Below are 24,764 nucleotides of genomic sequence, written 5' to 3' on the forward strand. Positions count from 1 at the left end.
CCCCTGCAAGGATTCCCTGTGCCGACTCCGCCCGCCAAGTCTTCGCTGGCTGCCCACATGGACGAAAGTCCGGCGCCCTTGTATGCCCGCGTCAAACAGATGATCAGCCAGCAGATCCTCAACGGCAACTGGCCGCCCCATTACCGCGTGCCGTCGGAAAGCGAGCTGGTCAGCCAGTTGGGCTTCAGCCGCATGACCATCAACCGCGCCCTGCGCGAGCTGACCGCCGAAGGCCTGCTAGTGCGTATGCAGGGTGTGGGTACGTTTGTTGCCGAGCCGAAAAGCCAGTCAGCCCTGTTTGAAGTGCATAACATCGCCGATGAAATCGCCTCCCGCGGGCATCGGCACACTTGCCAGGTGATCACCCTGGGCGAAGAGGCCGCCGGCTCCGAACGCGCCGTTGCCTTGGAAATGCGCGAAGGCGGGCGGGTGTTCCACTCGTTGATCGTGCATTACGAGAACGACATTCCTGTGCAAATAGAAGACCGTTTCGTCAACGCCCTGGTCGCGCCGGAATACTTGCAGCAGGACTTCACCCAGCAAACCCCGTATGCCTATTTGAACCAGGTCGCGCCGTTGACTGAGGGCGAGCATGTGGTTGAGGCGATCCTCGCCGATGCCGCCGAGTGCAAATTGTTGCAGATCGAGCCGAGCGAGCCGTGCCTGTTGATTCGCCGACGCACCTGGTCGGGTCGCCAGCCGGTGACTGCGGCGCGGTTGATCCACCCCGGTTCCCGTCACAGCCTCGAAGGACGCTTCAGTAAATGAGTGAGATCAACGTCTGGCGTGCCGCCGACTACGTGCGCATGCCGTGGAAGAACGGCGGCGGCAGTACCGAAGAAATCAGTCGCGACGCCGGCACCGGCCTGGAGGGTTTTGGCTGGCGTTTGTCGATTGCCGATATCGCCGAATCGGGTGGGTTTTCCACCTTCGCTGGCTACCAGCGCGTGATTACGGTGATCAAAGGCGCCGGCATGGTGTTGACCGTAGACGGTGAGGAGCAACGCGGGTTGTTACCGTTGCAGCCGTTCGCGTTCAAGGGTGAAAGCCAGGTGTCATGCCGCTTGATCACCGGGCCGATTCGCGACTTCAACCTGATCTACTCGCCACAGCGTTACCACGCACGCTTGCAGTGGGTGGATGGCGTGCAGCAGTTTTTCAGCACCGCGCAGACGGTGCTGGTGTTCAGCGTGGCGGATGAGGTAAAGGTGCTGGGCGAGAAGCTCGGCCACCATGATTGCCTGCAAGTGGACGGTAACACGGGCCTGCTGGATATCTCTGTCACTGGCCGCTGCTGCATCATCGAACTGACCGCACGCGATTAAAAACTGTGGGAGCTGCCTTGCCTGCGATAGCGGTATATCAGTAGTTGATGCGCTGACTGACACACCGCTATCGCAGACAAGCCAGCTCCCACCTTTGTTTTTGCATTGTTCACAAAATCTGTTTCCACTCCGCGCACCAATTTGTTACCGAATGCCCCAGCGTGACGCAAAGCTTCGCTGCCGTGACAAATTCCCCGCGCTGCAACAAACCTCCGTAAGAAATTTCATCAAGCTTTGAAGCCTTGATTTACAAGGCTCGCACGCCCCGTGCAAAAAAAACCCAACCACTCCTGGCTAAAGTTGGCCGCTCGATTGCATATGCTTGTACATACAAGTAAAGATGTGTGCGTAAGACTTTGCACCATCCCTGTTCGCGCATCGATCGCCGAGGAGTCCTAGCTGTGACCAAGCCTACAAAATACCGTGACGTCGAAATCCGCGCCGCCCGCGGTAACAAGCTCACCGCCAAAAGCTGGCTGACCGAAGCGCCGCTGCGCATGCTGATGAACAACCTCGACCCACAAGTGGCCGAGAACCCCAAAGAACTGGTGGTGTACGGCGGTATCGGCCGCGCGGCGCGCAACTGGGAGTGCTACGACCAGATCGTCGAGAGCCTTACTAATCTGAACGACGACGAAACCCTGCTGGTGCAATCCGGTAAGCCGGTCGGCGTGTTCAAGACCCACAGCAACGCCCCACGCGTGCTGATTGCCAACTCCAATCTGGTACCGCACTGGGCCAGTTGGGAGCATTTCAACGAACTGGATGCCAAGGGCCTGGCCATGTACGGCCAGATGACCGCCGGCAGCTGGATCTACATCGGCAGCCAAGGCATTGTCCAAGGCACCTACGAAACCTTCGTCGAAGCCGGCCGCCAGCATTACAACAGTGACCTCACCGGCCGTTGGGTACTCACCGCCGGCCTCGGCGGCATGGGCGGCGCGCAGCCATTGGCCGCGACCCTGGCCGGCGCCTGCTCGCTGAACATCGAGTGCCAGCAAGTCAGCATCGACTTCCGCCTGAACAGCCGCTACGTCGACGAGCAGGCTACCGACCTCGACGACGCCCTGGCGCGTATCGCCAAGTACACCAAGGAAGGCAAGGCCATCTCCATCGCGCTGCTGGGCAACGCCGCAGAGATCCTGCCGGAACTGGTCAAGCGTGGCGTGCGCCCGGACATGGTCACCGACCAGACCAGCGCCCACGACCCACTCAACGGTTACCTGCCGGCCGGCTGGACCTGGGACGAATACCGCGCTCGCGCCAAGACCGAGCCGGCCGTCGTGATCAAGGCCGCCAAGCAGTCGATGGCCGTCCACGTCAAAGCCATGCTCGAATTCCAGAAGCAAGGCATCCCGACCTTCGACTACGGCAACAACATCCGCCAGATGGCCCAGGAAGAGGGCGTGGAAAACGCGTTCGACTTCCCAGGTTTCGTACCGGCCTACATCCGCCCACTGTTCTGCCGTGGCATTGGCCCGTTCCGCTGGGCGGCGCTGTCCGGTGACCCGCAAGACATCTACAAGACCGACGCCAAAGTCAAAGAACTGATCCCGAACGATGCCCACCTGCACAACTGGCTGGACATGGCCCGCGAGCGCATCAGCTTCCAGGGTCTGCCGGCACGTATCTGCTGGGTCGGCCTGGGCCAGCGTGCCAAGTTGGGCCTGGCGTTCAACGAAATGGTGCGCAGCGGCGAGCTGTCCGCGCCGGTAGTGATCGGCCGTGACCACCTGGACTCCGGCTCGGTCGCCAGCCCGAACCGCGAAACCGAAGCCATGCAGGACGGCTCCGATGCTGTGTCCGACTGGCCGCTGCTCAACGCCTTGCTTAATACCGCGAGCGGCGCGACCTGGGTGTCGCTGCACCACGGTGGTGGCGTGGGCATGGGCTTCTCCCAGCACTCAGGGATGGTGATTGTCTGCGACGGTACTGACGAAGCGGCCGAGCGGATTGCCCGCGTGCTGCACAACGACCCGGCGACCGGGGTGATGCGTCATGCGGATGCGGGTTACCAGATCGCTATCGACTGCGCCAAGGAACAAGGCCTGAACCTGCCGATGATCAAGTAACTCAATGTGGGGTGGGCTTGTGTGGCGAGCAAGCTTGCTTGCGCTGGGGGTGCGAAGCAGCCCCAAAAAGCCGGCTCCAGCTTCGCTGTCGAACGGGAGCAAGCTCCCTCGCCACAGCAAGCCAGCGCCCACGGAAGAGCAAGATGCATACAAAACAATCCATCAGAGGTTGAACAACATGGCTGCAAACGACACCACCCCGTTGATCGAGAAACGTTCGATCGACTACATCCCGGAAGCGGAAAGACATGGTCGTCTATTCAGTCAATTCACCCTGTGGATGGGTGCCAACCTGCAGATCACTGCGATTGTCACCGGGGCGTTGGCCGTGGTGCTGGGCGGTGATGTGTTCTGGTCGTTGATCGGCTTGCTGATCGGTCAACTGATCGGCGGTGGCGTCATGGCGCTGCATGCGGCGCAAGGGCCCAAGCTTGGCCTGCCGCAGATGATTTCCAGCCGGGTGCAGTTCGGCGTGTACGGCGCGGCCATTCCGATCGTGTTGGTGTGCTTGATGTACCTGGGCTTCACCGCCACCGGCACCGTGCTGTCGGGCCAGGCGCTGGGCCAGTTGTTCGGGGTCAGCGACAGCGTCGGCATCCTGATCTTCGCCAGTGTCATCGTGCTGGTCACGGTGCTGGGTTACCGGGTGATCCACTTCATCGGCCGGGTCGCCAGCCTGATTGGCGTGGTTGCCTTTGTGTACCTGTTCAGCCGCTTGATGAGCCAGACCGACGTTGGCGCGCTCCTGCAGATCCGCCACTTCAGCTGGAGCAGTTTCCTGCTGGCCGTGTCGCTGGCGGCCTCCTGGCAGATTGCGTTCGGCCCTTACGTGGCGGATTACTCGCGTTACCTGCCGAGCCACACGTCATCGGTGAAAACCTTTCTCGCTGCTGGCGCAGGTTCGGTCATCGGTGCCCAAGTGGCGATGGTCCTCGGCGTGTTTGCCGCGGCCATGTCCAACGGGCAGTTTGCCGGCCACGAGGTGGCGTACATCGTTGGCTTGAGCGGCACGGGGGCTACCGCTGCGTTGCTGTACTTCAGCATCGCGTTCAGCAAGGTCACCATCTCGACGCTCAACTCCTACGGCAGCTTCATGTGCATCGCCACTATCATCAGCGGCTTTCGTGGGCGTCTGGAGGTCACGCGTCTGCAGCGTCTGGTGTTTGTGCTGATGATCGTCGGCACGGCCACGCTGATCGCGTTGCTCGGCCAGCATTCGTTCCTCGGTGCATTCAAGTCGTTCATCCTGTTCCTGCTGGCGTTCTTTACGCCCTGGAGCGCGATCAACCTGGTGGATTACTACTGCATCACCCGCGAGCGTTATGACGTGCCGGCGCTGGCCGACCCGAACGGTCGCTACGGCCGCTGGAACCTGCTGGGCATCAGCGTCTACGTATTCGGCGTGCTGGTGCAGTTGCCGTTCATCTCCACCAAGTTCTACACCGGCCCCCTGGTGGCCGCGCTGGGGGATGTAGATATCTCCTGGATCATCGGCCTGGTACTGCCGGCGGCCCTGTATTACGTGTGTGCAAAAAAATGGCACGGCACGGTACCCGATCACCTGATCCTGCCAAAAGAGCAGGGCGCTTCACCCACAACAAACGGGCTGGCTGCACAAGCCTGATGGGACGTGGACAGGGCAGGACGCCTACTGACTGCCGTAATCCATTTCATGATTGGGAGCGTCACAACAATGACTATGAATAAGACCTTGCTGGCTACTTTGTTCGCAGCTGGCGTGCTGGCAAGTGCCGGCGCCCAGGCGGCTGGTTGGTGCGAGTCGGGTAAACCGGTGAAATTCGCCGGCCTGAATTGGGAAAGCGGCATGTTGCTCACCGACATCCTGCAAACCGTGCTGGAAAAAGGCTACGACTGCAAAACCGACAGCTTGCCGGGCAATTCCATCACCATGGAAAACGCCCTGGGCAGTAACGACATCCAAGTGTTCGCCGAGGAGTGGGTAGGTCGCAGCGAGGTCTGGAACAAAGCCGAGAAGGCCGGCAAAGTCGTGGGCGTCGGTGCTCCGGTGGTCGGCGCGGTCGAAGGCTGGTACGTGCCGCGCTATGTGATCGAAGGCGACGCCAAGCGCAAGCTGGAAGCCAAGGCGCCGGACCTGAAAAACATCGCCGACCTGGCCAAGTACGCCTCGGTGTTCAAGGACCAGGAAGAGCCGTCCAAGGGCCGCTTCTACAACTGCCCGGCCGGCTGGACCTGCGAGCTGGACAACAGCGAAATGCTCAAGAGCTACGGCCTGGAAAGCACCTACACCAACTTCCGCCCGGGCACCGGCCCGGCGCTGGATGCAGCGGTGCTGTCGAGCTACAAGCGTGGCGAGCCGATCCTGTTCTACTACTGGTCACCGACGCCGCTGATGGGCCAGGTCGATCTGGTCAAGCTGGAAGAAAAGCCCGGCGTGGACAAAACCGTGAGCATCAAGGTCGGCCTCTCCAAGACTTTCCACGAGCAAGCCCCGGAACTGGTGGCCGTGCTGGAAAAGGTCAACCTGCCCATCGACCTGCTGAACCAGAACCTGGGCCGCATGGCCAAGGAGCGGATCGAGTCGCCGAAACTGGCGAAAATATTCCTCAAGGAACATCCTGAAGTCTGGCACGCCTGGGTGAGCGACGACGCAGCCAAGAAAATCGACGCGGCCTTGTAGGTCAAGTGTGCACGGCTACCCTCAAGGGTGGCCGGGCGGCTGGCCACAACCCACTGGATCGAGAGCACGATATGTTTCCTGAGAGCATTACCTTTTCCATCGCCGACTGGGTCAACGGTTGGGTGGACGCACTGGTCACCCACTACGGCGATGTGTTCCGGCACATCTCCGATACGCTGCTGTGGGCCATCGTCAACCTGGAAGGCCTGCTGCGCGCAGCGCCCTGGTGGCTGATGCTGGCCATCGTCGGCGGTATTGCCTGGCATGCCACCCGCAAGGTGGTGACCACGGCGGTGATTGTCGGTCTGCTGTTCCTGGTGGGCGCGGTTGGCCTGTGGGACAAGCTGATGCAAACCCTGGCATTGATGATGGTGGCCACGGTGATTTCGGTGTTGATCGGCATCCCCCTGGGTATCCTGTCGGCGCGCAGTAATCGCCTGCGTTCGGTGCTGATGCCGCTGCTGGACATCATGCAAACCATGCCCAGCTTCGTGTACCTCATCCCGGTGCTGATGCTGTTCGGCCTGGGCAAGGTCCCGGCGATTTTCGCCACGGTGATCTACGCCGCGCCGCCGCTGATTCGCCTGACAGACCTGGGTATTCGCCAGGTCGATGGCGAAGTCATGGAAGCCATCAACGCCTTCGGCGCCAACCGCTGGCAGCAACTGTTCGGCGTGCAATTGCCGCTGGCGTTGCCGAGCATCATGGCCGGGATTAACCAGACCACCATGATGGCGCTGTCGATGGTGGTGATCGCCTCGATGATCGGCGCCCGTGGCTTGGGTGAAGACGTGCTCGTCGGCATCCAGACCCTCAACGTCGGCCGCGGCCTTGAAGCCGGGCTGGCGATCGTGATTCTCGCAGTGGTCATCGACCGCATTACCCAGGCTTATGGCCGCCCACGGCATGAGGCGAGCAAATGACGACTGTCAGCAAAATCGAAGTCAAAAACGTCTTCAAGATTTTCGGCGCACGCGCCAAGGATGCGCTGGCCATGGTCGGCCAGGGCAAGACCAAGGACCAGGTACTGGCCGAGACCGGTTGCGTGGTCGGCGTCAATGACCTGTCCCTGAGCATCGGCACCGGTGAGATCTTTGTCATCATGGGCTTGTCGGGTTCGGGCAAATCCACCCTGGTGCGCCACTTCAACCGCCTGATCGACCCCACCAGTGGCGCGATCCTGGTGGACGGCGAAGACATCCTGCAACTGGACATGGAAGCCCTGCGCCAATTCCGTCGGCACAAGATCAGCATGGTGTTCCAGAGCTTCGGCCTGCTGCCGCACAAGAGCGTGCTCGACAACGTTGCCTACGGCCTGAAAGTGCGTGGCGAAACCAAGCAAGTCTGCGCCGAACGTGCGTTGCACTGGATCGAAACCGTGGGCCTCAAAGGCTATGAAAACAAATATCCCCACCAGCTTTCTGGCGGTATGCGCCAGCGCGTGGGCCTGGCCCGCGCCTTGGCGGCCGACACCGATATCATCCTGATGGACGAAGCCTTCAGCGCCCTCGACCCGCTGATCCGCGCCGAGATGCAAGACCAATTGCTCGAGCTGCAAAAGACCCTGCACAAGACCATCGTGTTCATCACCCACGACCTCGACGAGGCCGTGCGCATCGGCAATCGCATTGCGATCCTCAAGGACGGCAAGCTGATCCAGGTCGGCACGCCGCGGGAGATCCTGCATTCGCCGGCGGATGAATATGTGGACCGGTTTGTTCAGCGGCGGGCGGCGGTGGTCTGACGGACGCCATCGCAGGCAAGCCAGCTCCCACATTTGATTGGGTTCACACAGTTCAAATGTGGGAGCCGGGCTTGCCCGCGATGACGCCGGCAATGCTGTAGAGATTATGAAGAGGTCAACGATGTCCCAGGCAACAACAATCATCATCGCCGACACCCCACTGCGCTGGCAGGACGTGGTCGCCGTCGCCCGCCACGGCGCCATGCTCGAACTGTCGGGCCACGCCTGGGCGCGCATCGACAATGCCCAAGCCATCGTGCAGCGCATCGTCACCAGCGGCGAGCGTGCCTATGGTGTCAACACCGGTCTGGGCGCGCTGTGCAACGTCTCGCTCAAGACCGAGCAACTGAGCCAACTGTCGCGCAATACGCTGTTGAGCCATGCCTGTGGTGTCGGCCCGGTGCTCAGCGATGAGCAAACCCGCGCGATCATCTGCGCGGCGATCATCAACTACAGCCATGGCAAGTCCGGCCTGCATCCGCAGGTGGTGCACGCGCTGCTGGCGTTGCTCAACCACGGCATCACCCCGCAAGTGCCGTCCCAAGGCTCGGTGGGGTACCTGACCCACATGGCCCATATCGGCGTGGCCCTGCTGGGCGTCGGCAATGTGAGTTATCGCGGCCAGATCGTCACGGCGCAACACGCGTTGCAGGCTGAAGGCTTGCAGCCGGTGGTGCTCGGCGCCAAGGACGGCCTGTGCCTGGTCAATGGCACGCCGTGCATGACCGGCCTGAGCTGCCTGGCCCTGGCCGATGCACATCACTTGCTGCAATGGGCCGACGTGATCGGTGCCATGAGCTTCGAAGCCCAGCGCGGCCAGATCGACGCCTTTGACGAAGAAATCATTGCTCTCAAGCCGCATCCTGGCATGCAGCAAGTGGGTATCAACCTGCGTGCCCTGCTCGACGGCAGTGAGGTGATTGCCAGCAGTAAAGGTATTCGCACCCAGGATGCCTTGAGCATTCGCTCGATCCCGCAGATTCACGGCGCGGCCCGCGATCAGGTGGAACACGCCACGCGCCAGATCGAGACCGAACTCAACAGCGCCACCGACAACCCGCTGGTGCTGGGCACGCCAGACAGCTACCGCGTGGTGTCCCAGGCCAACCCCCACGGGCAGTCCGTCGCGATGGCGGCCGACATGCTCGCCATCGCCATGGCCGAGATCGGTTCGGTGGCCGAGCGTCGCCTGGACCGCCTGGTCAACCCGCATGTCAGCGGCCTGCCAGCCTTCCTGGTGAGCAACCCGGGGGTCAACTCCGGGATGATGATCGTGCAGTACGTCGCCGCGTCCTTGTGCGGGCAGAACCGCCAGTTGGCGCAACCCGCGGTGCTCGACAATTTCGTCACCTCGGGCCTGCAGGAAGACCACTTGAGCATGGGCACCAACGCCGCGCTCAAGCTGCACCAGGTGCTGGTCAACGTCACCCAGATTCTTGCCATCGAATACCTGCTGGCGGCCCAGGCTTTCGAGTTTCTCAAGGACCAGCGCTTCGGTGCCGGTACCGACCGCGCCTGGCGATTGCTGCGCGAAGTGGTCCCTGCTTATGAACAGGACCGCTGGCTGGCGCCGGATATTGCCGCCGCTGCCCAGCTGCTTAAAGACACCGCATTACCGAATTTGCACTGAACACCTAAGAACAATTCACAAGGAGAATGAATGTGACTGCGCTAAACCTGATTCCAGGCCAACTGAGCCTCGCCCAACTGCGTGCCATCTACCAGCAGCCAGTAACCCTCAGCCTGGATGACAGCGCCTCGGCCCAGATCGAAGCCAGCGTTGCCTGCGTGGAGCAGATTCTCGCCGAGAACCGCACCGCCTATGGCATCAACACCGGTTTTGGCCTGTTGGCCTCGACCCGCATCGCCAGCGAAGACCTGGAAAACCTCCAGCGCTCCCTGGTGCTGTCCCACGCCGCCGGCGTCGGTGAGCCGATCAGCGATGCGCTGGTGCGACTGGTCATGGTGCTCAAGGTCAACAGCCTGAGCCGTGGCTTCTCCGGGATTCGTCGCCAGGTGATCGACGCGTTGATCGCGCTGATCAACGCCGAGGTGTACCCGCACATCCCACTCAAGGGGTCAGTGGGTGCTTCCGGTGACCTGGCGCCGTTGGCGCACATGTCCCTGGTACTGCTTGGCGAAGGCAAGGCACGCCACAAGGGCCAATGGCTGGAAGCCACCGAGGCGCTGAAAATCGCCGGCCTCACGCCGCTGACCCTGGCCGCCAAAGAAGGCCTGGCCCTGCTCAACGGCACCCAGGTGTCCACGGCCTATGCCCTGCGTGGCCTGTTCGAAGGCGAAGACCTGTTCGCCGGCGCCCTCGCTTGCGGCGGCCTCACTGTGGAGGCGGTACTGGGTTCGCGTTCGCCGTTCGATGCGCGTATTCATGCAGCGCGTGGCCAGCGTGGCCAGATCGACTCGGCAGCGGCCTATCGCGACCTGCTCGGTGAGAGCAGCCAGGTGTCCCAATCGCACCAGAACTGCGACAAGGTGCAAGACCCGTATTCCCTGCGTTGCCAGCCGCAGGTCATGGGTGCGTGCCTGACTCAATTGCGCCAGGCCGCCGAGGTGCTGGTGGTAGAAGCCAACGCAGTGTCGGATAACCCGCTGGTCTTTGCCGCCGAGGGTGACGTGATTTCCGGTGGCAACTTCCACGCCGAACCCGTGGCCATGGCCGCCGACAACATGGCGCTGGCCATTGCCGAAATCGGCTCCCTGAGCGAGCGCCGGATCTCGTTGATGATGGACAAGCACATGTCGCAACTGCCGCCGTTTCTGGTGGGCAATGGCGGGGTGAACTCCGGCTTCATGATCGCCCAGGTGACCGCCGCCGCGCTCGCCAGCGAGAACAAGGCGCTGGCCCATCCCCATAGCGTCGACAGCTTGCCGACTTCGGCCAACCAGGAAGACCACGTGTCCATGGCCCCGGCTGCGGGCAAGCGTTTGTGGGAAATGGCCGAGAACACCCGGGGCATCCTTGCGGTGGAATGGCTCGCGGCGTGCCAGGGCCTGGACCTGCGCGACGGCCTGAAGACCTCGCCCAAGCTGGAAAAAGCCCGTGGCATCCTGCGCGACAAGGTGGCGTTCTATGACAAGGACCGCTTCTTCGCCCCGGACATCAACGCCGCCAGCGAACTGCTCGCCAGCCGCTGCCTGAATGAGCTGGTGCCGGCCAGGTTGCTGCCAAGCCTCTAAGAGCGACATTGACCCATGTGGGAGCTGGCTTGCCTGCGATAGCGGTGTATCAGTCACAGATGCATTCACCGCTAGACAGCTATCGCAGGCAAGCCAGCTCCCACAGTTTGAATGTTTGCAGCTTTGAATTTTCTCGGGATAAGAATAACTAGGGAAGAGAAATGCACCAGCCAGAAAAAGGTTTGAAACGCGGGCTCAACGCCCGACATATTCGCTTCATGGCCCTGGGTTCCGCGATCGGCACCGGGCTGTTTTATGGCTCCGCCTCCGCCATCCAAATGGCTGGCCCTGCCGTGCTGCTGGCCTACCTGATCGGCGGCGCTGCTGTATTCATGGTGATGCGCGCCCTCGGTGAGATGGCCGTGCACAACCCAGTGTCTGGCTCCTTCGGCCACTATGCCAGCACCTACCTGGGGCCCATGGCCGGGTTTATCCTCGGCTGGACCTACGCCTTTGAAATGATCATCGTCTGCCTCGCCGACGTCACCGCGTTCGGCATCTACATGGGCTTCTGGTTTCCCGAAGTGGCCCGTTGGGTCTGGGTGCTGGGCATCGTGTTTTTGATCGGCGGCCTGAACCTGTGCAACGTCAAAGTCTTTGGCGAGATGGAGTTCTGGCTGTCGTTGCTCAAGGTCGGTGCCATTGTGGCGATGATCCTCGGCGGCTTTGGCATCATGTTGTTCGGCATTCACTCGGCGGGCGAAACCCAGGCCAGCGGACTGAGTAACCTGTGGGCCCATGGCGGCTTCATGCCCAACGGCATCGGTGGGCTGATCGCCTCGTTTGCCGTGGTGATGTTTGCCTTTGGTGGCATCGAAATCATCGGCATCACCGCCGGTGAAGCCAAGGACCCGCAGCGGGTGATCCCCAAGGCGATCAACGCGGTGCCGCTGCGTATCCTGTTGTTTTACGTGCTGACCCTGTTCGTGTTGATGGCCATCTACCCGTGGCCGCAGATCGGCAGCCAGGGCAGCCCGTTCGTGCAGATCTTCAGCAACCTGGGGATTGGCTCGGCGGCGACTATCCTCAACATTGTGGTGATCTCGGCGGCGGTGTCGGCCATTAACAGCGACATTTTCGGCGCCGGCCGCATGATGTACGGCCTGGCTCAACAAGGGCAGGCGCCCAAGGGCTTCGCGCAATTGTCCAAACAAGGCGTGCCATGGATGACCGTGGTGGTCATGGGCGCCGCTTTGCTCGGCGGTGTGGTGCTCAACTACCTGATCCCGGAAAACGTGTTCCTGCTGATTGCTTCGATTGCCACCTTCGCCACGGTGTGGGTATGGCTGATGATCCTGTTTACCCAGGTCGCCATGCGCCGCTCGATGACCAAGGCGCAGGTCGCCGAACTGAAATTCCCGGTGCCGTTCTGGCCCTATGCGCCGGCAGCGGCCATTGTGTTCATGCTGTTTGTGTTTGGTGTACTCGGTTACTTCCCGGATACCCAGGCGGCGTTGATGGTGGGCGCCGTGTGGATCGTGCTGCTGATCATCGCCTACTGGCTGTGGGTCAAGCCTGCCGCCGGGCAAACGGCCAAGGTCGATTACGACCCGGTTTTGTCTCATCGATAACTTAGGGAGGCGTTGATGAAAACGCTTTGGCAACACTGCCACGTCGCAACCATGGCCAACGGCAAATACTCGATCATCGAGGATGCCGCCATGGTGACTGCCGGCTCGCTCATCGAGTGGGTCGGCCCCCGCAGCCAGGCGCCAACCGCGGATTACGCCCAGGTGCATGACCTGCAAGGCGCGTGGGTCACCCCCGGGCTGATCGACTGTCACACCCATACGGTGTTTGGTGGCAATCGCAGTGGCGAATTCGAGCAGCGCCTCGAAGGTGTCAGCTACGCCGAGATCGCGGCCAAGGGCGGCGGCATTGCCAGCACGGTGCGCGCAACCCGTGCGGCGAGCGAAGATGAGCTGTTCTCGAGCGCTGAAAAGCGCCTGCGCAGTTTGCTGCGTGACGGCGTGACCACGGTGGAGATCAAGTCCGGCTACGGCCTGGACCTGGCCAACGAACGCAAGATGCTGCGTGTGGCCCGGCGCCTGGGTGAAGCACTGCCGGTCAGCGTGCGTGCCACCTGCCTGGCCGCCCACGCGTTACCGCCGGAGTACAAGGACCGCGCCGACGATTACATCGAGCACATCTGCAGCCAGATGCTGCCGGCCCTGGCCGCTGAGGGGTTGGTGGATGCGGTCGATGCCTTCTGTGAATACCTGGCGTTTTCCCCCGAGCAGGTTGAGCGGGTATTCAAGGTCGCCCAGCAACTTGGCCTGCCGGTGAAGCTGCACGCCGAGCAACTCTCGTCGTTGCATGGCTCAAGCCTGGCGGCGCGCTACCACGCGTTGTCGGCCGACCACCTGGAATTCATGACTGAAGAAGACGCCATCGCCATGGCTGCGGCCGGTACCGTCGCTGTGCTATTGCCGGGCGCGTTCTACTTTCTGCGTGAAACCCAGCTGCCGCCGATGGAGGCCCTGCGCAAGCACGGTGTGAAGATCGCCATCGCCAGCGACCTCAACCCCGGTACTTCACCGGCGCTGTCGGTGCGGCTGATGCTGAACATGGCCTGCACCCTGTTCCGCATGACCCCGGAAGAAGCCCTGGCTGGCGCCACGCAACACGCAGCCACCGCGTTGGGCCTGGGTGATACCCATGGTTCCCTGGAAGTGGGCAAGGTCGCGGATTTTGTCGCCTGGCAGATCGATCGCCCAGCCGACCTGGCCTACTGGCTGGGTGGCGAGCTGGATAAACGCGTTGTGCGCCACGGCGCCGACGTCACTGTTTGAGAGGATGCAGTTGTGGATAAGGTTCTGACATTCAAGCAAGGCCGCGTACCGCTGCTGATCAGCATGCCCCACGCCGGCCTGCGGCTCACCCCTGCGGTGGAGGCCGGGTTGATCCCCGAGGCGCAAAGCCTGCCGGACACCGACTGGCATATCCCCCTGTTGTATGACTTTGCCGAAGAACTGGGCGCCAGCACCCTGGCTGCGGAGTACTCGCGGTTTGTCATCGACCTCAACCGGCCTTCCGACAACACGCCGCTGTATGCCGGCGCTACGACGGGCCTGTACCCCGAGACGCTGTTCGATGGCGTGCCGTTGTTCCGGGAAGGGCAAACGCCCTCCGAGGAGGAGCGGGCCAGCTACCTGCAAAAAATCTGGGGGCCGTACCACCGTCAACTGCAAGAAGAACTGGCACGTCTCAAGGCCGAGTTCGGCTATGCGTTGCTGTTCGATGCGCACTCGATCCGCTCGTTGATCCCGCACCTGTTTGACGGCAAATTGCCGGACTTCAATTTGGGTACCTTCAACGGCGCTGCGTGCGACCCGCAGCTAGCCAGCCAGCTGGAAGCCATCTGCGCTCAGCATCCGCAATATACCCATGTGCTGAACGGGCGCTTCAAGGGCGGCCATATCACCCGTCATTATGGCAACCCCGCGCAGGATATCCACGCGGTGCAGCTGGAGTTGTGCCAGAGCACCTATATGGAGGAGTTCGAACCGTTCCGTTATCGCCCGGATTTGGCCGAGCCGACTCGGGTGGTGTTGAGGCAGTTGCTTGAAGGGCTGTTGGCTTGGGGACAGAAGCACTACCGGTAATTGTTGGTGCTGCTGCAATAGCTTTCGCGAGCAAGCCCGCTTGACCGCGCTCTATCATGAGAATGCGCTCGAAATGTGGGAGCTGGCTTGCCTGCGATAACGGTGGTTCAGCAACACTTTTATCAACTGACACACCGCCATCCCGGCAAAGGGCTGGCCCACGGTTGTTTGCGGGCACGCGGCCAGGTGCCGGAGGTGGATCGGCTGTATGACTATCTGCTCGGTTATCTGAGGTGCGAACTGCTGACACAGGTCTAAGTGCTCAAGGACATGCTCATTGCACAATTCGGGTTTATGATGCCAGACGGCAAAATAATAGACGTCCCCCCAGGGATGAACCCGACACCCTACGGAGCACGCAATGCAGACTTGGTACCCGCAGATCAAACCCTACGCCCGGCACGATCTGGCTGTCGATGACACCCACACCCTGTATGTCGATGAAAGTGGCTCCCCCGAAGGCTTGCCTGTCGTGTTCATCCATGGAGGTCCCGGCTCCGGTTGCGACGCCCAGAGCCGCTGCTATTTCGACCCGAACCTCTACCATATTGTCACCTTCGACCAGCGTGGCTGCGGCCGCTCTACGCCAAGGGCCAGCCTTGAGAACAACACCACCTGGGATCTGGTCGCCGACCTTGAACGTATCCGCGAGCACCTGGGCATCGACAAGTGGGTGCTGTTCGGCGGCTCCTGGGGCTCAACCCTGGCCCTGGCCTACGCGCAAACCCATCCCGAGCGTGTGCTCGGCCTGATCGTGCGCGGCATTTTCCTTGCCCGCCCCCAGGATATTCGCTGGTTCTACCAGGAGGGCGCGAGCCGCCTGTTCCCCGATTACTGGCAGGACTACGTGGCACCGATCCCGGTGGAAGAGCGCCACGACATGATCGCCGCTTACCACAAGCGACTGACCGGCAACGACCAGATCGCCCAGATGCATGCGGCCAAAGCCTGGTCGGGCTGGGAAGGCCGTATGTTGGGCCTGTGCCCGAGCCCGCAGCATGTGGAACGGTTTTCCGAGCCGCAGCGCGCCTTGTCCATCGCACGTATCGAGTGCCATTACTTCACCAACAACTCCTTCCTGGAACCCAACCAACTGATTCGCGATATGCACAAGATCGCCCATCTGCCTGGCGTCATCATCCATGGCCGCTACGATATGATCTGCGCGCTGGATAACGCTTGGGAGCTGCATCAGGCCTGGCCCAACAGCGAGTTGCAGGTGATCCGCGAAGCCGGGCATGCGGCGTCCGAGCCGGGCATTACCGACGCGCTGGTGCGTGCGACCGGCGAAATGGCCCGGCGCCTGCTCGACCTGCCGCCTGAAGAAGCATGAAGGGCCTGTTGCAGCGGGTGCGTGGCGCCCGGGTTGAGGTCGCAGGGGAGGTGGTAGGCTCGATTGACCAGGGTTTGCTGGTGCTGGTGGCCGTCGAGCCTTCAGATACGCCCGAAAGCGCCGACAAACTGCTGCACAAGCTGCTTAACTATCGGGTGTTCAGTGACGAGGAGGGCAAGATGAACCTGTCCCTCAAGGACATCGGCGGCGGTTTGCTGCTGGTGTCGCAGTTCACCCTGGCGGCGGATACCAAAAGCGGGCTACGGCCCAGCTTCTCCACAGCGGCTCCTCCGACCCTGGGAGCGGCGCTTTTTGAGCACTTGTTGTTACAAGCGCAACAATTGCATGGCAAGGTGGCTTCCGGGCGTTTTGGCGCGGATATGCAGGTGCACTTGGTCAATGATGGCCCTGTGACCTTCCTCTTACAGACATGAATGTATGAAAAACGACGTTAATGCCTAAAAACGCAGGGTTTCGCTACAAATACTTCACTGTCCCTGATGCGTTGTCTCGCGGGCTACTAGATAATCGCGCGCTACGGGGATCAGCGTTGTTTGGTCCATTTTTGACTTAGGTAGAGCCTTGTCCGACAACCGCATGGGGAATCATTTTGCCCCAGAGGAGTCGGAACATTGCTCGCCAACCTGGCATATAGATAGCTGGCCGTTGGTTTTTTGATCTGTTTTCGGCGAGGGTTGCTCGTGATTGTTAGTCCCTGTAATGCACCAAAATTGTCTGCCAAACGGTTACGAAACGCACTGGTGACGGGCTCTGCCCTGTTTTGCCTGTTCGGCGCGGGTCAACTGTGGGCGTTCAGTCTGGATGATGTGTCGGCCAAGGCAAAAGAGCTGGCTGGGCAGAAGTACGAAGCTCCGCGCAGCAATCTGCCGAACGAATTCCGCGAAATGAAATTTGCGGATTACCAGAAAATTCGTTTCCGCAATGAAAAAGCCGAGTGGGCCGATCAGAACACCCCGTTCAAGCTGTCCTTCTATCACCAGGGGATGCATTTCGACACCCCGGTGAAAATCAACGAAGTCACCGCCGATAGCGTGCACGAAATCAAGTACGACCCGACGCGTTTCGATTTCGGCGACGTGAAATTTGATCCTAAAGCCACCGAACAGCTGGGTTACGCCGGTTTCCGTGTGCTTTTCCCGATCAACAAGGCCGACAAGCAAGACGAAATCATGACCATGCTCGGCGCCAGCTATTTCCGCGTCGTAGGCAAGGACCAAGTGTATGGCCTGTCTGCCCGTGGCATGGCAATCGACACCGCGTTGCCGTCTGGCGAAGAATTCCCGCGTTTCACCGAGTTCTGGATCGAGCGTCCAAAGCCGGGTGACAAGCATTTGGTGATTTTCGCGCTACTGGATTCGCCACGCGCCACTGGCGCTTATCGTCTGATCCTGCGCCCTGGCACCGACACCGTGGTGGACGTCAAATCCCAGATGTACCTGCGTGACAAGGTCAGCAAGCTGGGCGTTGCGCCGTTGACCTCGATGTTCCTGTTCGGCGCCAACCAGCCGTCCAAGGTCCTCAACTACCGTCGCGAGCTCCACGATTCCAGCGGCCTGTCGATTCACGCCGGCAATGGCGAGTGGATCTGGCGTCCGCTGAACAACCCTAAACACCTGTCGGTCAGCAACTTCAGCGTCGAGAACCCGCGTGGGTTCGGCCTGCTGCAGCGTGGCCGCAACTTCAGCCACTACGAAGACCTGGACGACAACTACGACAAGCGCCCAAGCGCCTGGATCGAGCCTGAAGGTGACTGGGGCAAAGGCTCCGTCGACCTGGTCGAAATTCCGACCGCCGATGAGACCAACGACAACATCGTGGCCTTCTGGAGCCCGGCCGAGCTGCCGGAAGTCGGCAAGCCGCTGGACGTGGCTTACCGTCTGCACTGGACATTGGACGACGCGGCCTTCCATTCGCCGGACAGTGCCTGGGTCAAGCAGACCCTGCGTTCTACCGGTGACGTGAAGCAATCGAACCTGATCCGTCAGCCCGATGGCAGCGTGGCCTACCTGGTAGATTTCGAGGGCCCGTCCCTGAAGAAACTGCTGCCGGACGCTCCGGTACGTAGCCAGGTGAGCGTGGGTGATAACGCTGAACTGGTTGAAAACAGCGTGCGCTACAACGAACACACCAAAGGCTGGCGCCTGACCCTGCGTATGAAGATCAAGGACGCAAGCAAACCGACCGAAATGCGTGCGGCATTGGTGCAGGATATCGTGCAGCCTGAGCCTGAGTCGGTTTCCAACCATGTGCTCAAGGCCGACAAAGTCTTGGCCAAGCAGCATGAGAAGCAGGCCAAGAAAGACGCCAAGGACAAGGAAGCCAAACAGCCTGAGGCTGCCCCAGCCACACCGGAGCCGATCAAGACCGAGCAAGTCCTGACCGAAACCTGGAGCTATCAGTTGCCTGCCGATGAGTAATTCTCAAGTCAAGCCAGAGACTCTGTCCGAGTACCTGGCGCATCTACCCATGACGGCTGAGCAGCGCGCCGAGCTGGCGGGCTGCAAGTCCTTCAGCGAGTTGCACGAACGTCTGTCGTCCAAGACCTTCGACGCACCGACCGACGCTGCCCAAGCGTCGGTCGGCCGCCGCTTGACCCTCAACAGCGCCGAAGAGCTGCAAGACGCCGAGATGCTGGCGCTCGATGCCAGCGGTCGTGTGTGTCTCAAGGCCACGCCGCCGATTCGTCGGACCAAAGTGGTGCCCGAGCCTTGGCGCACCAACATCCTGGTGCGCGGTTGGCGCCGGATGACCGGCCGCACCAACCCGCCCAAGCCACCGAAAGATGAGCGGGTATTGCCGGCTGCGCGCTGGCGTACCGTGGGCTCGATCCGTCGTTACATCCTGCTGGTGCTGATGCTGGGCCAGACCATCGTGGCCGGCTGGTACATGAAAGGCATCATGCCGTACCAGGGCTGGTCGCTGGTCGACTTCGACGAAATTCGCAACCAGACCCTGCTGCAAACCGCTACCCAGGTACTGCCTTACGCGCTGCAAACCAGCATCCTGATCATGTTCGGGATTCTGTTCTGCTGGGTGTCGGCCGGTTTCTGGACTGCGCTCATGGGCTTCCTGGAGCTGCTGACCGGTCACGATAAATACCGTATTTCCGGTAAAAGTGCCGGTGACGAGCCGATTCCGAAAGATGCGCGCACCGCCCTGGTGATGCCGATCTGTAACGAAGACGTGCCGCGTGTATTCGCCGGCTTGCGTGCAACGTTCGAATCGGTGGCCGCGACCGGTGACCTGGATCGCTTCGATTTCTTCGTGCTCAGCGACAGTAACGACGCCGACATCTGCATCGCCGAACAGCAAGCCTGGCTCGACGTATGCCGCGAAGCCGGTGGCTTCGGCAAGATCTTCTACCGCCGTCGCCGCCGCCGCGTTAAGCGCAAGAGCGGCAACCTCGACGACTTCTGCCGTCGTTGGGGCGGTGACTACAAGTACATGGTCGTTCTCGACGCCGATAGCGTGATGAGCGGCGAGTGCCTGACCAGCCTGGTGCGCCTGATGGAAGCCACGCCGGATGCCGGGATTATCCAGACCGCGCCGCGTGCGTCGGGCATGGACACCCTGTATGCGCGCATGCAGCAGTTCGCCACTCGCGTGTACGGCCCGCTGTTTACCGCCGGCCTGCACTTCTGGCAGTTGGGTGAATCCCACTACTGGGGCCACAACGCCATTATCCGTATGAAGCCGTTTATCGAGCACTGCGCCCTGGCGCCGCTGCCCGGTAAAGGCGCGTTTGCCGGTGCGATTCTCTCCCACGACTTCGTTGAAGCCGCGCTGATGCGCCGTGCCGGCTGGGGCGTGTGGATTGCCTACGACCTGCCGGGCAGCTACGAAGAACTGCCGCCGAACCTGCTGGACGAACTCAAGCGTGACCGTCGCTGGTGCCACGGTAACCTGATGAACTTCCGCCTGTTCCTGGTTAAAGGCATGCACCCGGTGCACCGTGCGGTGTTCCTGACCGGCGTGATGTCTTATCTGTCGGCGCCGTTGTGGTTCTTCTTCCTGGTGCTGTCCACGGCCTTGCTGGCGGTGAACACGCTGATGGAGCCGCAGTACTTCATGGCCCCGCGCCAGTTGTACCCGCTATGGCCACAATGGCACCCGGACAAGGCGGTGGCGCTGTTCTCCACCACCATCGTGCTGCTGTTCCTGCCTAAACTGCTCAGCATCATCTTGATCTGGGCCAAGGGCGCCAAAGAGTTCGGTGGCAAGTTCAAGGTAACCCTGTCGATGCTGCTGGAGATGTTGTTCTCCATGCTGCTGGCGCCGGTGCGGATGATTTTCCACACCCGTTTCGTCCTCGCCGCGTTCCTCGGTTGGGCCGCTACCTGGAACTCGCCGCAACGTGACGACGACTCCACGCCCTGGAGCGAAGCGGTCAAGCGCCACGGTCCGCAAACCGTGCTGGGCTTCCTGTGGGCGCTGCTGGTGGTGTGGCTGAACCCCAGCTTCCTGTGGTGGCTGGTGCCGATTGTCGGCTCGCTGATGCTGTCGATCCCGGTGTCGGTGATTTCCAGCCGGGTCAAGTTGGGCCTCAAGTCCCGCGACGAGAGCCTGTTCCTGATCCCTGAGGAATACAACCCGCCGCAGGCCCTGCTGTCGACCGAGAAGTACACCCACGAAAACCGTTGGCACGCCCTCAACGACGGCTTTGTGCGTTCGGTGGTAGACCCGCAGCAGAACGCTCTGGCCTGCGCCTTGGCGACCTCGCGGCACCGTGAGGCCGAGCCCATCGAGTACCTGCGCATGGAGCGTGTTCGCCACGCGTTGAAAGTCGGCCCGGCTGGCCTCAACAACAGCGAACGCCTGGCCTTGCTCAGCGATCCGGTGGCCTTGGCTCGTCTGCATGAGCAGGTGTGGAGCGAAGGTCACGCCGAGTGGCTAGGCGCTTGGCGTGCCTCGATCAAGGCCGATCCGCACGCGCCATTGCTGCCCCTGCAACCACAGTCGCCCCAGGCCCAGCCGGCCTGATTCAGGCACCCCCGAAGGCTCACTTCGGGGGTGTTTCAAACGTTGGTCCTACAGCGTTTTTAGCCTCTTCCTTTTATCGCTAACTCCTTGTTATTTCGAAACAAAAGACCTTTGTTCGAAGCGTATTGCCGTGCCTGCGGCTGGGTTAGGATCGCCCCCCAAATTGGACTCGCTACGGGGGCATTCATGATCAAAAGGTATTGTTTGGCATTGCTGATGGGCTTTTTCCTGGGGGGACAGGCAGGCCTGCTTTACGCCGGCGCGCTGGACAATGCTGTGCACCGCGGCGTGCTTAAGGTCGGCACCACCCCCAATAACGTGCCCTTCGAAATGCTCGATAAGCAGGGGCGCATCGTCGGCTTTGAAATTGACTTGCTCCACGCCATGAGCCGCGCGCTGGGCGTAGAGCTTGAATTGGTAGCGGTGCCCTACACGGAGTTGTTGTCGGGGCTGATGGCGAACAACTTTGATCTGATTGGCAGCGGCATGACGGTCACTCAGGAGCGCAACCTCAAGCTCAACTTCAGTGACTCGTTTATCGTGGTGGGCCAGACTGTGCTACTGCATCCGCGCCTGGGCGGGAAAGTGTCCAGTATTGAAGAGCTGGACGATCCCAGTTACCGCGTCGTTGCAACCCAAGGCACCACCGGCGAAGCCGCGGCACAGCGCTTTCTCCTATCAGCGCGGCTCAACAGTGTGGCCAACCCGGAAGAAGGCGTGCGGCAGGTCGTTGAAGGCAAGGCCGATGCTTTTATCCATGATGCGCCCTACAACCTGATCGCGATGAGTCGGCCGCAGAACAGTGCATTGTTGGTACTGGAGCAACCCTTCACCTTTGAGCCTTTGGCGTTTGGCCTGAAAAAAGGCGATTACGACAGCCTCAATTGGATCAACCATTTTCTCAACCAGATCGCCCAGGACGGCACCTACGATCGCCTCCATGACAAGTGGTTCAGGGACACGGCCTGGATAGCCGAGATCGACTGATCGTCATAACTGCTTACACATCAATCCCTAATCGAGAGGTCGCGCGCAAGCGTCTGCCTCTGTGCCTGGCCGGCTCGCTGTCAGTGTTTTGCGACACACGCCGATAACATTTACCGGTGAAACCTTTGTGGCGGACAACGAGTGGGTTAGGATCGCACCCCGAAATGGCGCAGCCCTTCTGTGCGCCCACCTTATAAGAATCGTTCAGGGGTCTTGATGATGAAAAAGTATCTTTCGATGCTGATGCTCGGTGTCACCGCGCTGGTCGCCGCCACTGCGGCCCAAGCCGGCGCCATTGATGAGGCGGTCAAGCGCGGCACGTTGAAAGTCGGTATGGACCCCACCTACATGCCGTTCGAAATGACCGACAAGCGCGGCGAAATCATCGGTTTCGAAGTGGACATCCTCAAGGCTATGGCCAAGTCCATGGGCGTCAAGCTGGAGCTGGTGTCCACCGGGTACGACGGCATCATCCCGGCCTTCCTGACCGGCAAGTTCGACATGATTGGCAGCGGCATGACCCTGACCCAGGAACGCAACCTGCGCCTGAACTTCAGCGAACCCTTCATCGTGGTCGGCCAGACGCTGCTGATCCGCAAGGAGCTGGAAGGCACCATCAAGTCCTACAAAGACCTGAACGACGAGAAATACCGCCTGACCTCCAAGCTCGGCACCACCGGTGAGATGGTTGCCAAGAAGCTGATCTCCAAGGCCAAGTACCACGGCTACGACAACGAGCAGGAAGGCGTGCTCGACGTGGTCAACGGCAAGGCTGATGCGTTCGTCTACGACGCACCGTACAACGTGGTGGCCGAAAAGAAGGTCGGGAACGGCAAGCTGGTGTTCCTGGAAGAACCCTTCACCTTTGAACCTCTGGCGTTCGGTTTGAAGAAAGGCGATTACGACAGCATCAACTTCATCAACAACTTCCTGCACCAGATCCGTAACGACGGCACCTACGATCGCATCCATGACAAGTGGTTCAAGAGCTCCGAGTGGCTCAAGGACATGGAATAAGGCCTGACACCGAGTTGCCTGCATCGCAGGCAAGCCAGCTCCCACATTTGACTGTATTCACACATCAACCTGTGGGAGCGGGCTTGCCCGCGATGGCGGCCTATCAGGCGACACCTATGCGGAAAGTGAAATGAAACATAAAAAAGCCCAATGGCCCTGGCACCTGCTGACGGTGGTGGTGCTGGTCGGCCTGGCGGGTGCCTTGTACTACGCCACGTCGTTGATGTCCTACGAGTGGCGCTGGAACCGCGTCCCCCAATACTTCGCCTATCAAGCCGAAACCTCCCAGCGCGCCGCGGATATTTCCACCGTGGTCGAGTTAGTGCGCAAAGGCGATATGGCCGAAGTCACCCTGCGCAACGACGCCGGAGTGGAACAAAAGCTCACAGTCGCCGATAACAGCCTGCAAGTGGCGCGCGGCGATGATGTGGCTGAAGGCGATGTGGTCGGCGTGACTCGGCAATGGGCACTGGGGCCGTTGATGTGGGGCTTGTGGACCACGCTGTGGCTGTCGGTGGTGTCGGGCATCCTGGGCTTGGCGATTGGCTTGGCGACCGGGCTGTGCCGGCTGTCGAAAAACCCCACCTTGCGCGACCTGTCGACAATCTACGTCGAGCTGGTGCGGGGCACACCGCTGCTGGTGCAGATCTTCATTTTCTATTTCTTTATCGGCACGGTGCTCAACCTGTCCCGGGAGTTTGCCGGGATTGCCGCGCTGTCGTTGTTCACGGGTGCCTACGTGGCAGAAATCGTGCGCGCCGGCGTGCAGTCCATCACCCGTGGCCAGGACGAAGCGGCGCGCTCCCTGGGCTTGAGTGCCAGCCAGTCGATGCGCCACGTGGTGCTGCCGCAGGCCTTCAAGCGCGTGCTGCCGCCCCTGGCCGGGCAATTTATCAGCCTGGTCAAGGACACGTCCCTGGTGTCGGTGATCGCGATTACCGAGTTGCTCAAGAGCGGCCGCGAAGTGATCACCACCTCGTTCTCGCCGTTTGAAATCCTGTTTTGTGTGGCGGGCTTGTACCTGCTGATCAACCTGCCGCTGTCGAAGATGGCCAGCCGGCTTGAGCGGAGGCTTGCCCAAAGTGATTGAAGTACGCGATCTGGTAAAAGTCTTCGATACCCGTGGGCAGGTGGTGCGCGCGGTGGATCATGTCACCACCCAAGTGGCCAAGGGCGAGGTGCTGGTGGTGATCGGTCCCTCGGGTTCCGGCAAGTCCACCTTTCTGCGCTGCCTTAACGGCTTGGAAGAATTCGACTCGGGTTCGGTGAGCATCGACGGCCTGCAACTGGCCGACCCGAAGACCGACGTGAATGCCTACCGCCGTGAAGTCGGCATGGTGTTCCAGCACTTCAACCTGTTCCCTCACATGACCGTGCTGGAAAACCTGTGCCTGGCGCAAAAGGTCGTGCGCAAGCGCGGCAAGCAAGAGCGGGAGGCCAAGGCCCTGGCGCTGCTGGAAAAGGTCGGTATAGCGCAGAAAGCCCGCGAGTTTCCATCGCGCCTGTCTGGCGGCCAGCAGCAGCGGGTTGCCATTGCTCGGGCCCTGGCGATGGAGCCTAAGGTGATGCTGTTTGACGAGCCCACCTCGGCCCTCGACCCGGAAATGGTCGGTGAAGTGCTGGACGTGATGAAGACCCTGGCCCTGGAAGGCATGACCATGGTGTGCGTCACCCACGAGATGGGCTTTGCCCGGGAAGTGGCAGACCGGGTGTTGTTTTTCGATCACGGCAAATTGCTGGAAGACGCCGCGCCGGCGGAGTTCTTCAATGCGCCAAAAGACCCACGCGCCCAAGCCTTCCTGCGCCAAGTCCTGTAGAAATATTTG

19 protein-coding genes and 2 pseudogenes are annotated in these 24,764 nt (G+C 61.0%); all 21 read left to right on the plus strand.

Annotated features, from left to right (window positions below):
• Positions 1-57 precede the first annotated feature (57 nt).
• The 21 genes and pseudogenes from hutC (at position 58) to GH769_RS26860 (ending at position 24,755) form a co-directional block, all read left to right on the plus strand.
• Positions 58-768 carry a histidine utilization repressor gene (gene hutC, locus GH769_RS26760; protein ID WP_224796965.1) on the plus strand — a complete coding sequence of 237 codons (711 nt, stop codon included), beginning with the start codon at positions 58-60 and terminating at the stop codon, positions 766-768.
• Positions 765-1,325, plus strand: coding sequence for a HutD family protein (locus tag GH769_RS26765; RefSeq protein WP_032901815.1), 561 nt, complete (start codon positions 765-767; stop codon positions 1,323-1,325). Before hutC ends, GH769_RS26765 begins: the two co-directional genes overlap by 4 nt.
• Before the next feature lie 401 nt (positions 1,326-1,726).
• Positions 1,727-3,397, plus strand: coding sequence for a urocanate hydratase (gene hutU, locus GH769_RS26770; protein WP_032901816.1), 1,671 nt, complete (start codon positions 1,727-1,729; stop codon positions 3,395-3,397).
• A gap of 178 nt (positions 3,398-3,575) precedes the next feature.
• Positions 3,576-5,021, plus strand: a complete 1,446-nt coding sequence (locus GH769_RS26775; protein WP_153649943.1) for a cytosine permease — start codon at positions 3,576-3,578, stop codon at positions 5,019-5,021.
• Positions 5,022-5,090: 69 nt separating this feature from the next.
• Positions 5,091-6,056 carry an ABC transporter substrate-binding protein gene (locus GH769_RS26780; RefSeq protein WP_014716535.1) on the plus strand — a complete coding sequence of 322 codons (966 nt, stop codon included), beginning with the start codon at positions 5,091-5,093 and terminating at the stop codon, positions 6,054-6,056.
• A gap of 71 nt (positions 6,057-6,127) precedes the next feature.
• Entirely contained in the window at positions 6,128-6,979 is an 852-nt protein-coding gene (locus GH769_RS26785; RefSeq protein WP_020302389.1) for a proline/glycine betaine ABC transporter permease, read from the plus strand.
• The gene (locus tag GH769_RS26790) at positions 6,976-7,800 is read left to right on the plus strand and encodes a glycine betaine/L-proline ABC transporter ATP-binding protein (RefSeq protein WP_014716537.1); all 825 of its coding nucleotides are present in this window, start codon (positions 6,976-6,978) and stop codon (positions 7,798-7,800) included. Before GH769_RS26785 ends, GH769_RS26790 begins: the two co-directional genes overlap by 4 nt.
• A 121-nt stretch (positions 7,801-7,921) precedes the next feature.
• The gene (gene hutH, locus GH769_RS26795; RefSeq protein WP_032901817.1) at positions 7,922-9,430 is read left to right on the plus strand and encodes a histidine ammonia-lyase; all 1,509 of its coding nucleotides are present in this window, start codon (positions 7,922-7,924) and stop codon (positions 9,428-9,430) included.
• 26 nt (positions 9,431-9,456) lie between these two features.
• Positions 9,457-10,995: a histidine ammonia-lyase gene (gene hutH, locus GH769_RS26800; protein ID WP_093114373.1), complete on the plus strand. Its 1,539-nt coding sequence runs from the start codon at positions 9,457-9,459 to the stop codon at positions 10,993-10,995.
• Between the two features lie 161 nt (positions 10,996-11,156).
• On the plus strand, positions 11,157-12,566 hold the full coding sequence (locus GH769_RS26805; protein ID WP_014716540.1) for an amino acid permease: 1,410 nt from the start codon (positions 11,157-11,159) through the stop codon (positions 12,564-12,566).
• A 15-nt stretch (positions 12,567-12,581) separates the two neighbouring features.
• Entirely contained in the window at positions 12,582-13,787 is a 1,206-nt protein-coding gene (hutI, locus tag GH769_RS26810; protein WP_014716541.1) for an imidazolonepropionase, read from the plus strand.
• A gap of 12 nt (positions 13,788-13,799) precedes the next feature.
• A complete protein-coding gene (gene hutG / locus GH769_RS26815) occupies positions 13,800-14,600 on the plus strand; it encodes an N-formylglutamate deformylase (protein ID WP_014716542.1) in 801 nt (266 codons plus the stop codon).
• A 138-nt stretch (positions 14,601-14,738) separates the two neighbouring features.
• A pseudogene (locus GH769_RS29245) lies at positions 14,739-14,858 on the plus strand (alpha/beta hydrolase); the annotation flags it as partial.
• Positions 14,859-14,961: 103 nt separating this feature from the next.
• On the plus strand, positions 14,962-15,933 hold the full coding sequence (pip, locus tag GH769_RS26825; RefSeq protein ID WP_032901818.1) for a prolyl aminopeptidase: 972 nt from the start codon (positions 14,962-14,964) through the stop codon (positions 15,931-15,933).
• Positions 15,930-16,367 carry a D-aminoacyl-tRNA deacylase gene (gene dtd, locus GH769_RS26830; protein WP_014716545.1) on the plus strand — a complete coding sequence of 146 codons (438 nt, stop codon included), beginning with the start codon at positions 15,930-15,932 and terminating at the stop codon, positions 16,365-16,367. The genes pip and dtd overlap by 4 nt, the downstream gene beginning before the upstream one ends.
• A 267-nt stretch (positions 16,368-16,634) precedes the next feature.
• Complete coding sequence (locus GH769_RS26835) at positions 16,635-18,371, plus strand: glucan biosynthesis protein G (protein WP_014716546.1); 1,737 nt, start codon at positions 16,635-16,637, stop codon at positions 18,369-18,371.
• Positions 18,364-20,942, plus strand: a pseudogene (gene mdoH / locus GH769_RS26840) (glucans biosynthesis glucosyltransferase MdoH); the annotation flags it as partial. The gene GH769_RS26835 and the pseudogene mdoH, both read left to right, overlap by 8 nt.
• A gap of 178 nt (positions 20,943-21,120) precedes the next feature.
• Positions 21,121-21,921, plus strand: coding sequence for a transporter substrate-binding domain-containing protein (locus GH769_RS26845; RefSeq protein ID WP_032901819.1), 801 nt, complete (start codon positions 21,121-21,123; stop codon positions 21,919-21,921).
• Positions 21,922-22,140: 219 nt separating this feature from the next.
• Complete coding sequence (locus GH769_RS26850) at positions 22,141-22,938, plus strand: transporter substrate-binding domain-containing protein (RefSeq protein ID WP_032901820.1); 798 nt, start codon at positions 22,141-22,143, stop codon at positions 22,936-22,938.
• Between the two features lie 130 nt (positions 22,939-23,068).
• Positions 23,069-24,028, plus strand: a complete 960-nt coding sequence (locus tag GH769_RS26855; RefSeq protein WP_014716550.1) for an amino acid ABC transporter permease — start codon at positions 23,069-23,071, stop codon at positions 24,026-24,028.
• Positions 24,021-24,755 (plus strand): amino acid ABC transporter ATP-binding protein, encoded by a 735-nt coding sequence (locus GH769_RS26860; RefSeq protein ID WP_020302382.1) that lies wholly within the window; start codon positions 24,021-24,023, stop codon positions 24,753-24,755. The genes GH769_RS26855 and GH769_RS26860 overlap by 8 nt, the downstream gene beginning before the upstream one ends.
• The last annotated feature ends 9 nt before the right edge of the window (positions 24,756-24,764 follow it).

The sequence above is a fragment of the Pseudomonas sp. CFSAN084952 genome (assembly GCF_009648855.1).
Lineage (GTDB): Bacteria > Pseudomonadota > Gammaproteobacteria > Pseudomonadales > Pseudomonadaceae > Aquipseudomonas > Aquipseudomonas paracarnis.

Bases quoted from the DNA above. Each gene is read 5' to 3' on its own strand.
- dtd (WP_014716545.1), top strand. From the start codon at position 15,930: ATGAAGGGCCTGTTGCAGCGGGTGCGTGGCGCCCGGGTTGAGGTCGCA.
- hutH (WP_093114373.1), top strand. From the start codon at position 9,457: ATGAATGTGACTGCGCTAAACCTGATTCCAGGCCAACTGAGCCTCGCC.
- GH769_RS26855 (WP_014716550.1), top strand. From the start codon at position 23,069: ATGAAACATAAAAAAGCCCAATGGCCCTGGCACCTGCTGACGGTGGTG.
- hutC (WP_224796965.1), top strand. From the start codon at position 58: ATGGACGAAAGTCCGGCGCCCTTGTATGCCCGCGTCAAACAGATGATC.
- GH769_RS26790 (WP_014716537.1), top strand. From the start codon at position 6,976: ATGACGACTGTCAGCAAAATCGAAGTCAAAAACGTCTTCAAGATTTTC.
- pip (WP_032901818.1), top strand. From the start codon at position 14,962: ATGCAGACTTGGTACCCGCAGATCAAACCCTACGCCCGGCACGATCTG.
- GH769_RS26850 (WP_032901820.1), top strand. From the start codon at position 22,141: ATGAAAAAGTATCTTTCGATGCTGATGCTCGGTGTCACCGCGCTGGTC.
- GH769_RS26845 (WP_032901819.1), top strand. From the start codon at position 21,121: ATGATCAAAAGGTATTGTTTGGCATTGCTGATGGGCTTTTTCCTGGGG.
- hutH (WP_032901817.1), top strand. From the start codon at position 7,922: ATGTCCCAGGCAACAACAATCATCATCGCCGACACCCCACTGCGCTGG.
- GH769_RS26805 (WP_014716540.1), top strand. From the start codon at position 11,157: ATGCACCAGCCAGAAAAAGGTTTGAAACGCGGGCTCAACGCCCGACAT.
- GH769_RS26765 (WP_032901815.1), top strand. From the start codon at position 765: ATGAGTGAGATCAACGTCTGGCGTGCCGCCGACTACGTGCGCATGCCG.
- hutI (WP_014716541.1), top strand. From the start codon at position 12,582: ATGAAAACGCTTTGGCAACACTGCCACGTCGCAACCATGGCCAACGGC.
- GH769_RS26785 (WP_020302389.1), top strand. From the start codon at position 6,128: ATGTTTCCTGAGAGCATTACCTTTTCCATCGCCGACTGGGTCAACGGT.
- GH769_RS26775 (WP_153649943.1), top strand. From the start codon at position 3,576: ATGGCTGCAAACGACACCACCCCGTTGATCGAGAAACGTTCGATCGAC.
- GH769_RS26780 (WP_014716535.1), top strand. From the start codon at position 5,091: ATGACTATGAATAAGACCTTGCTGGCTACTTTGTTCGCAGCTGGCGTG.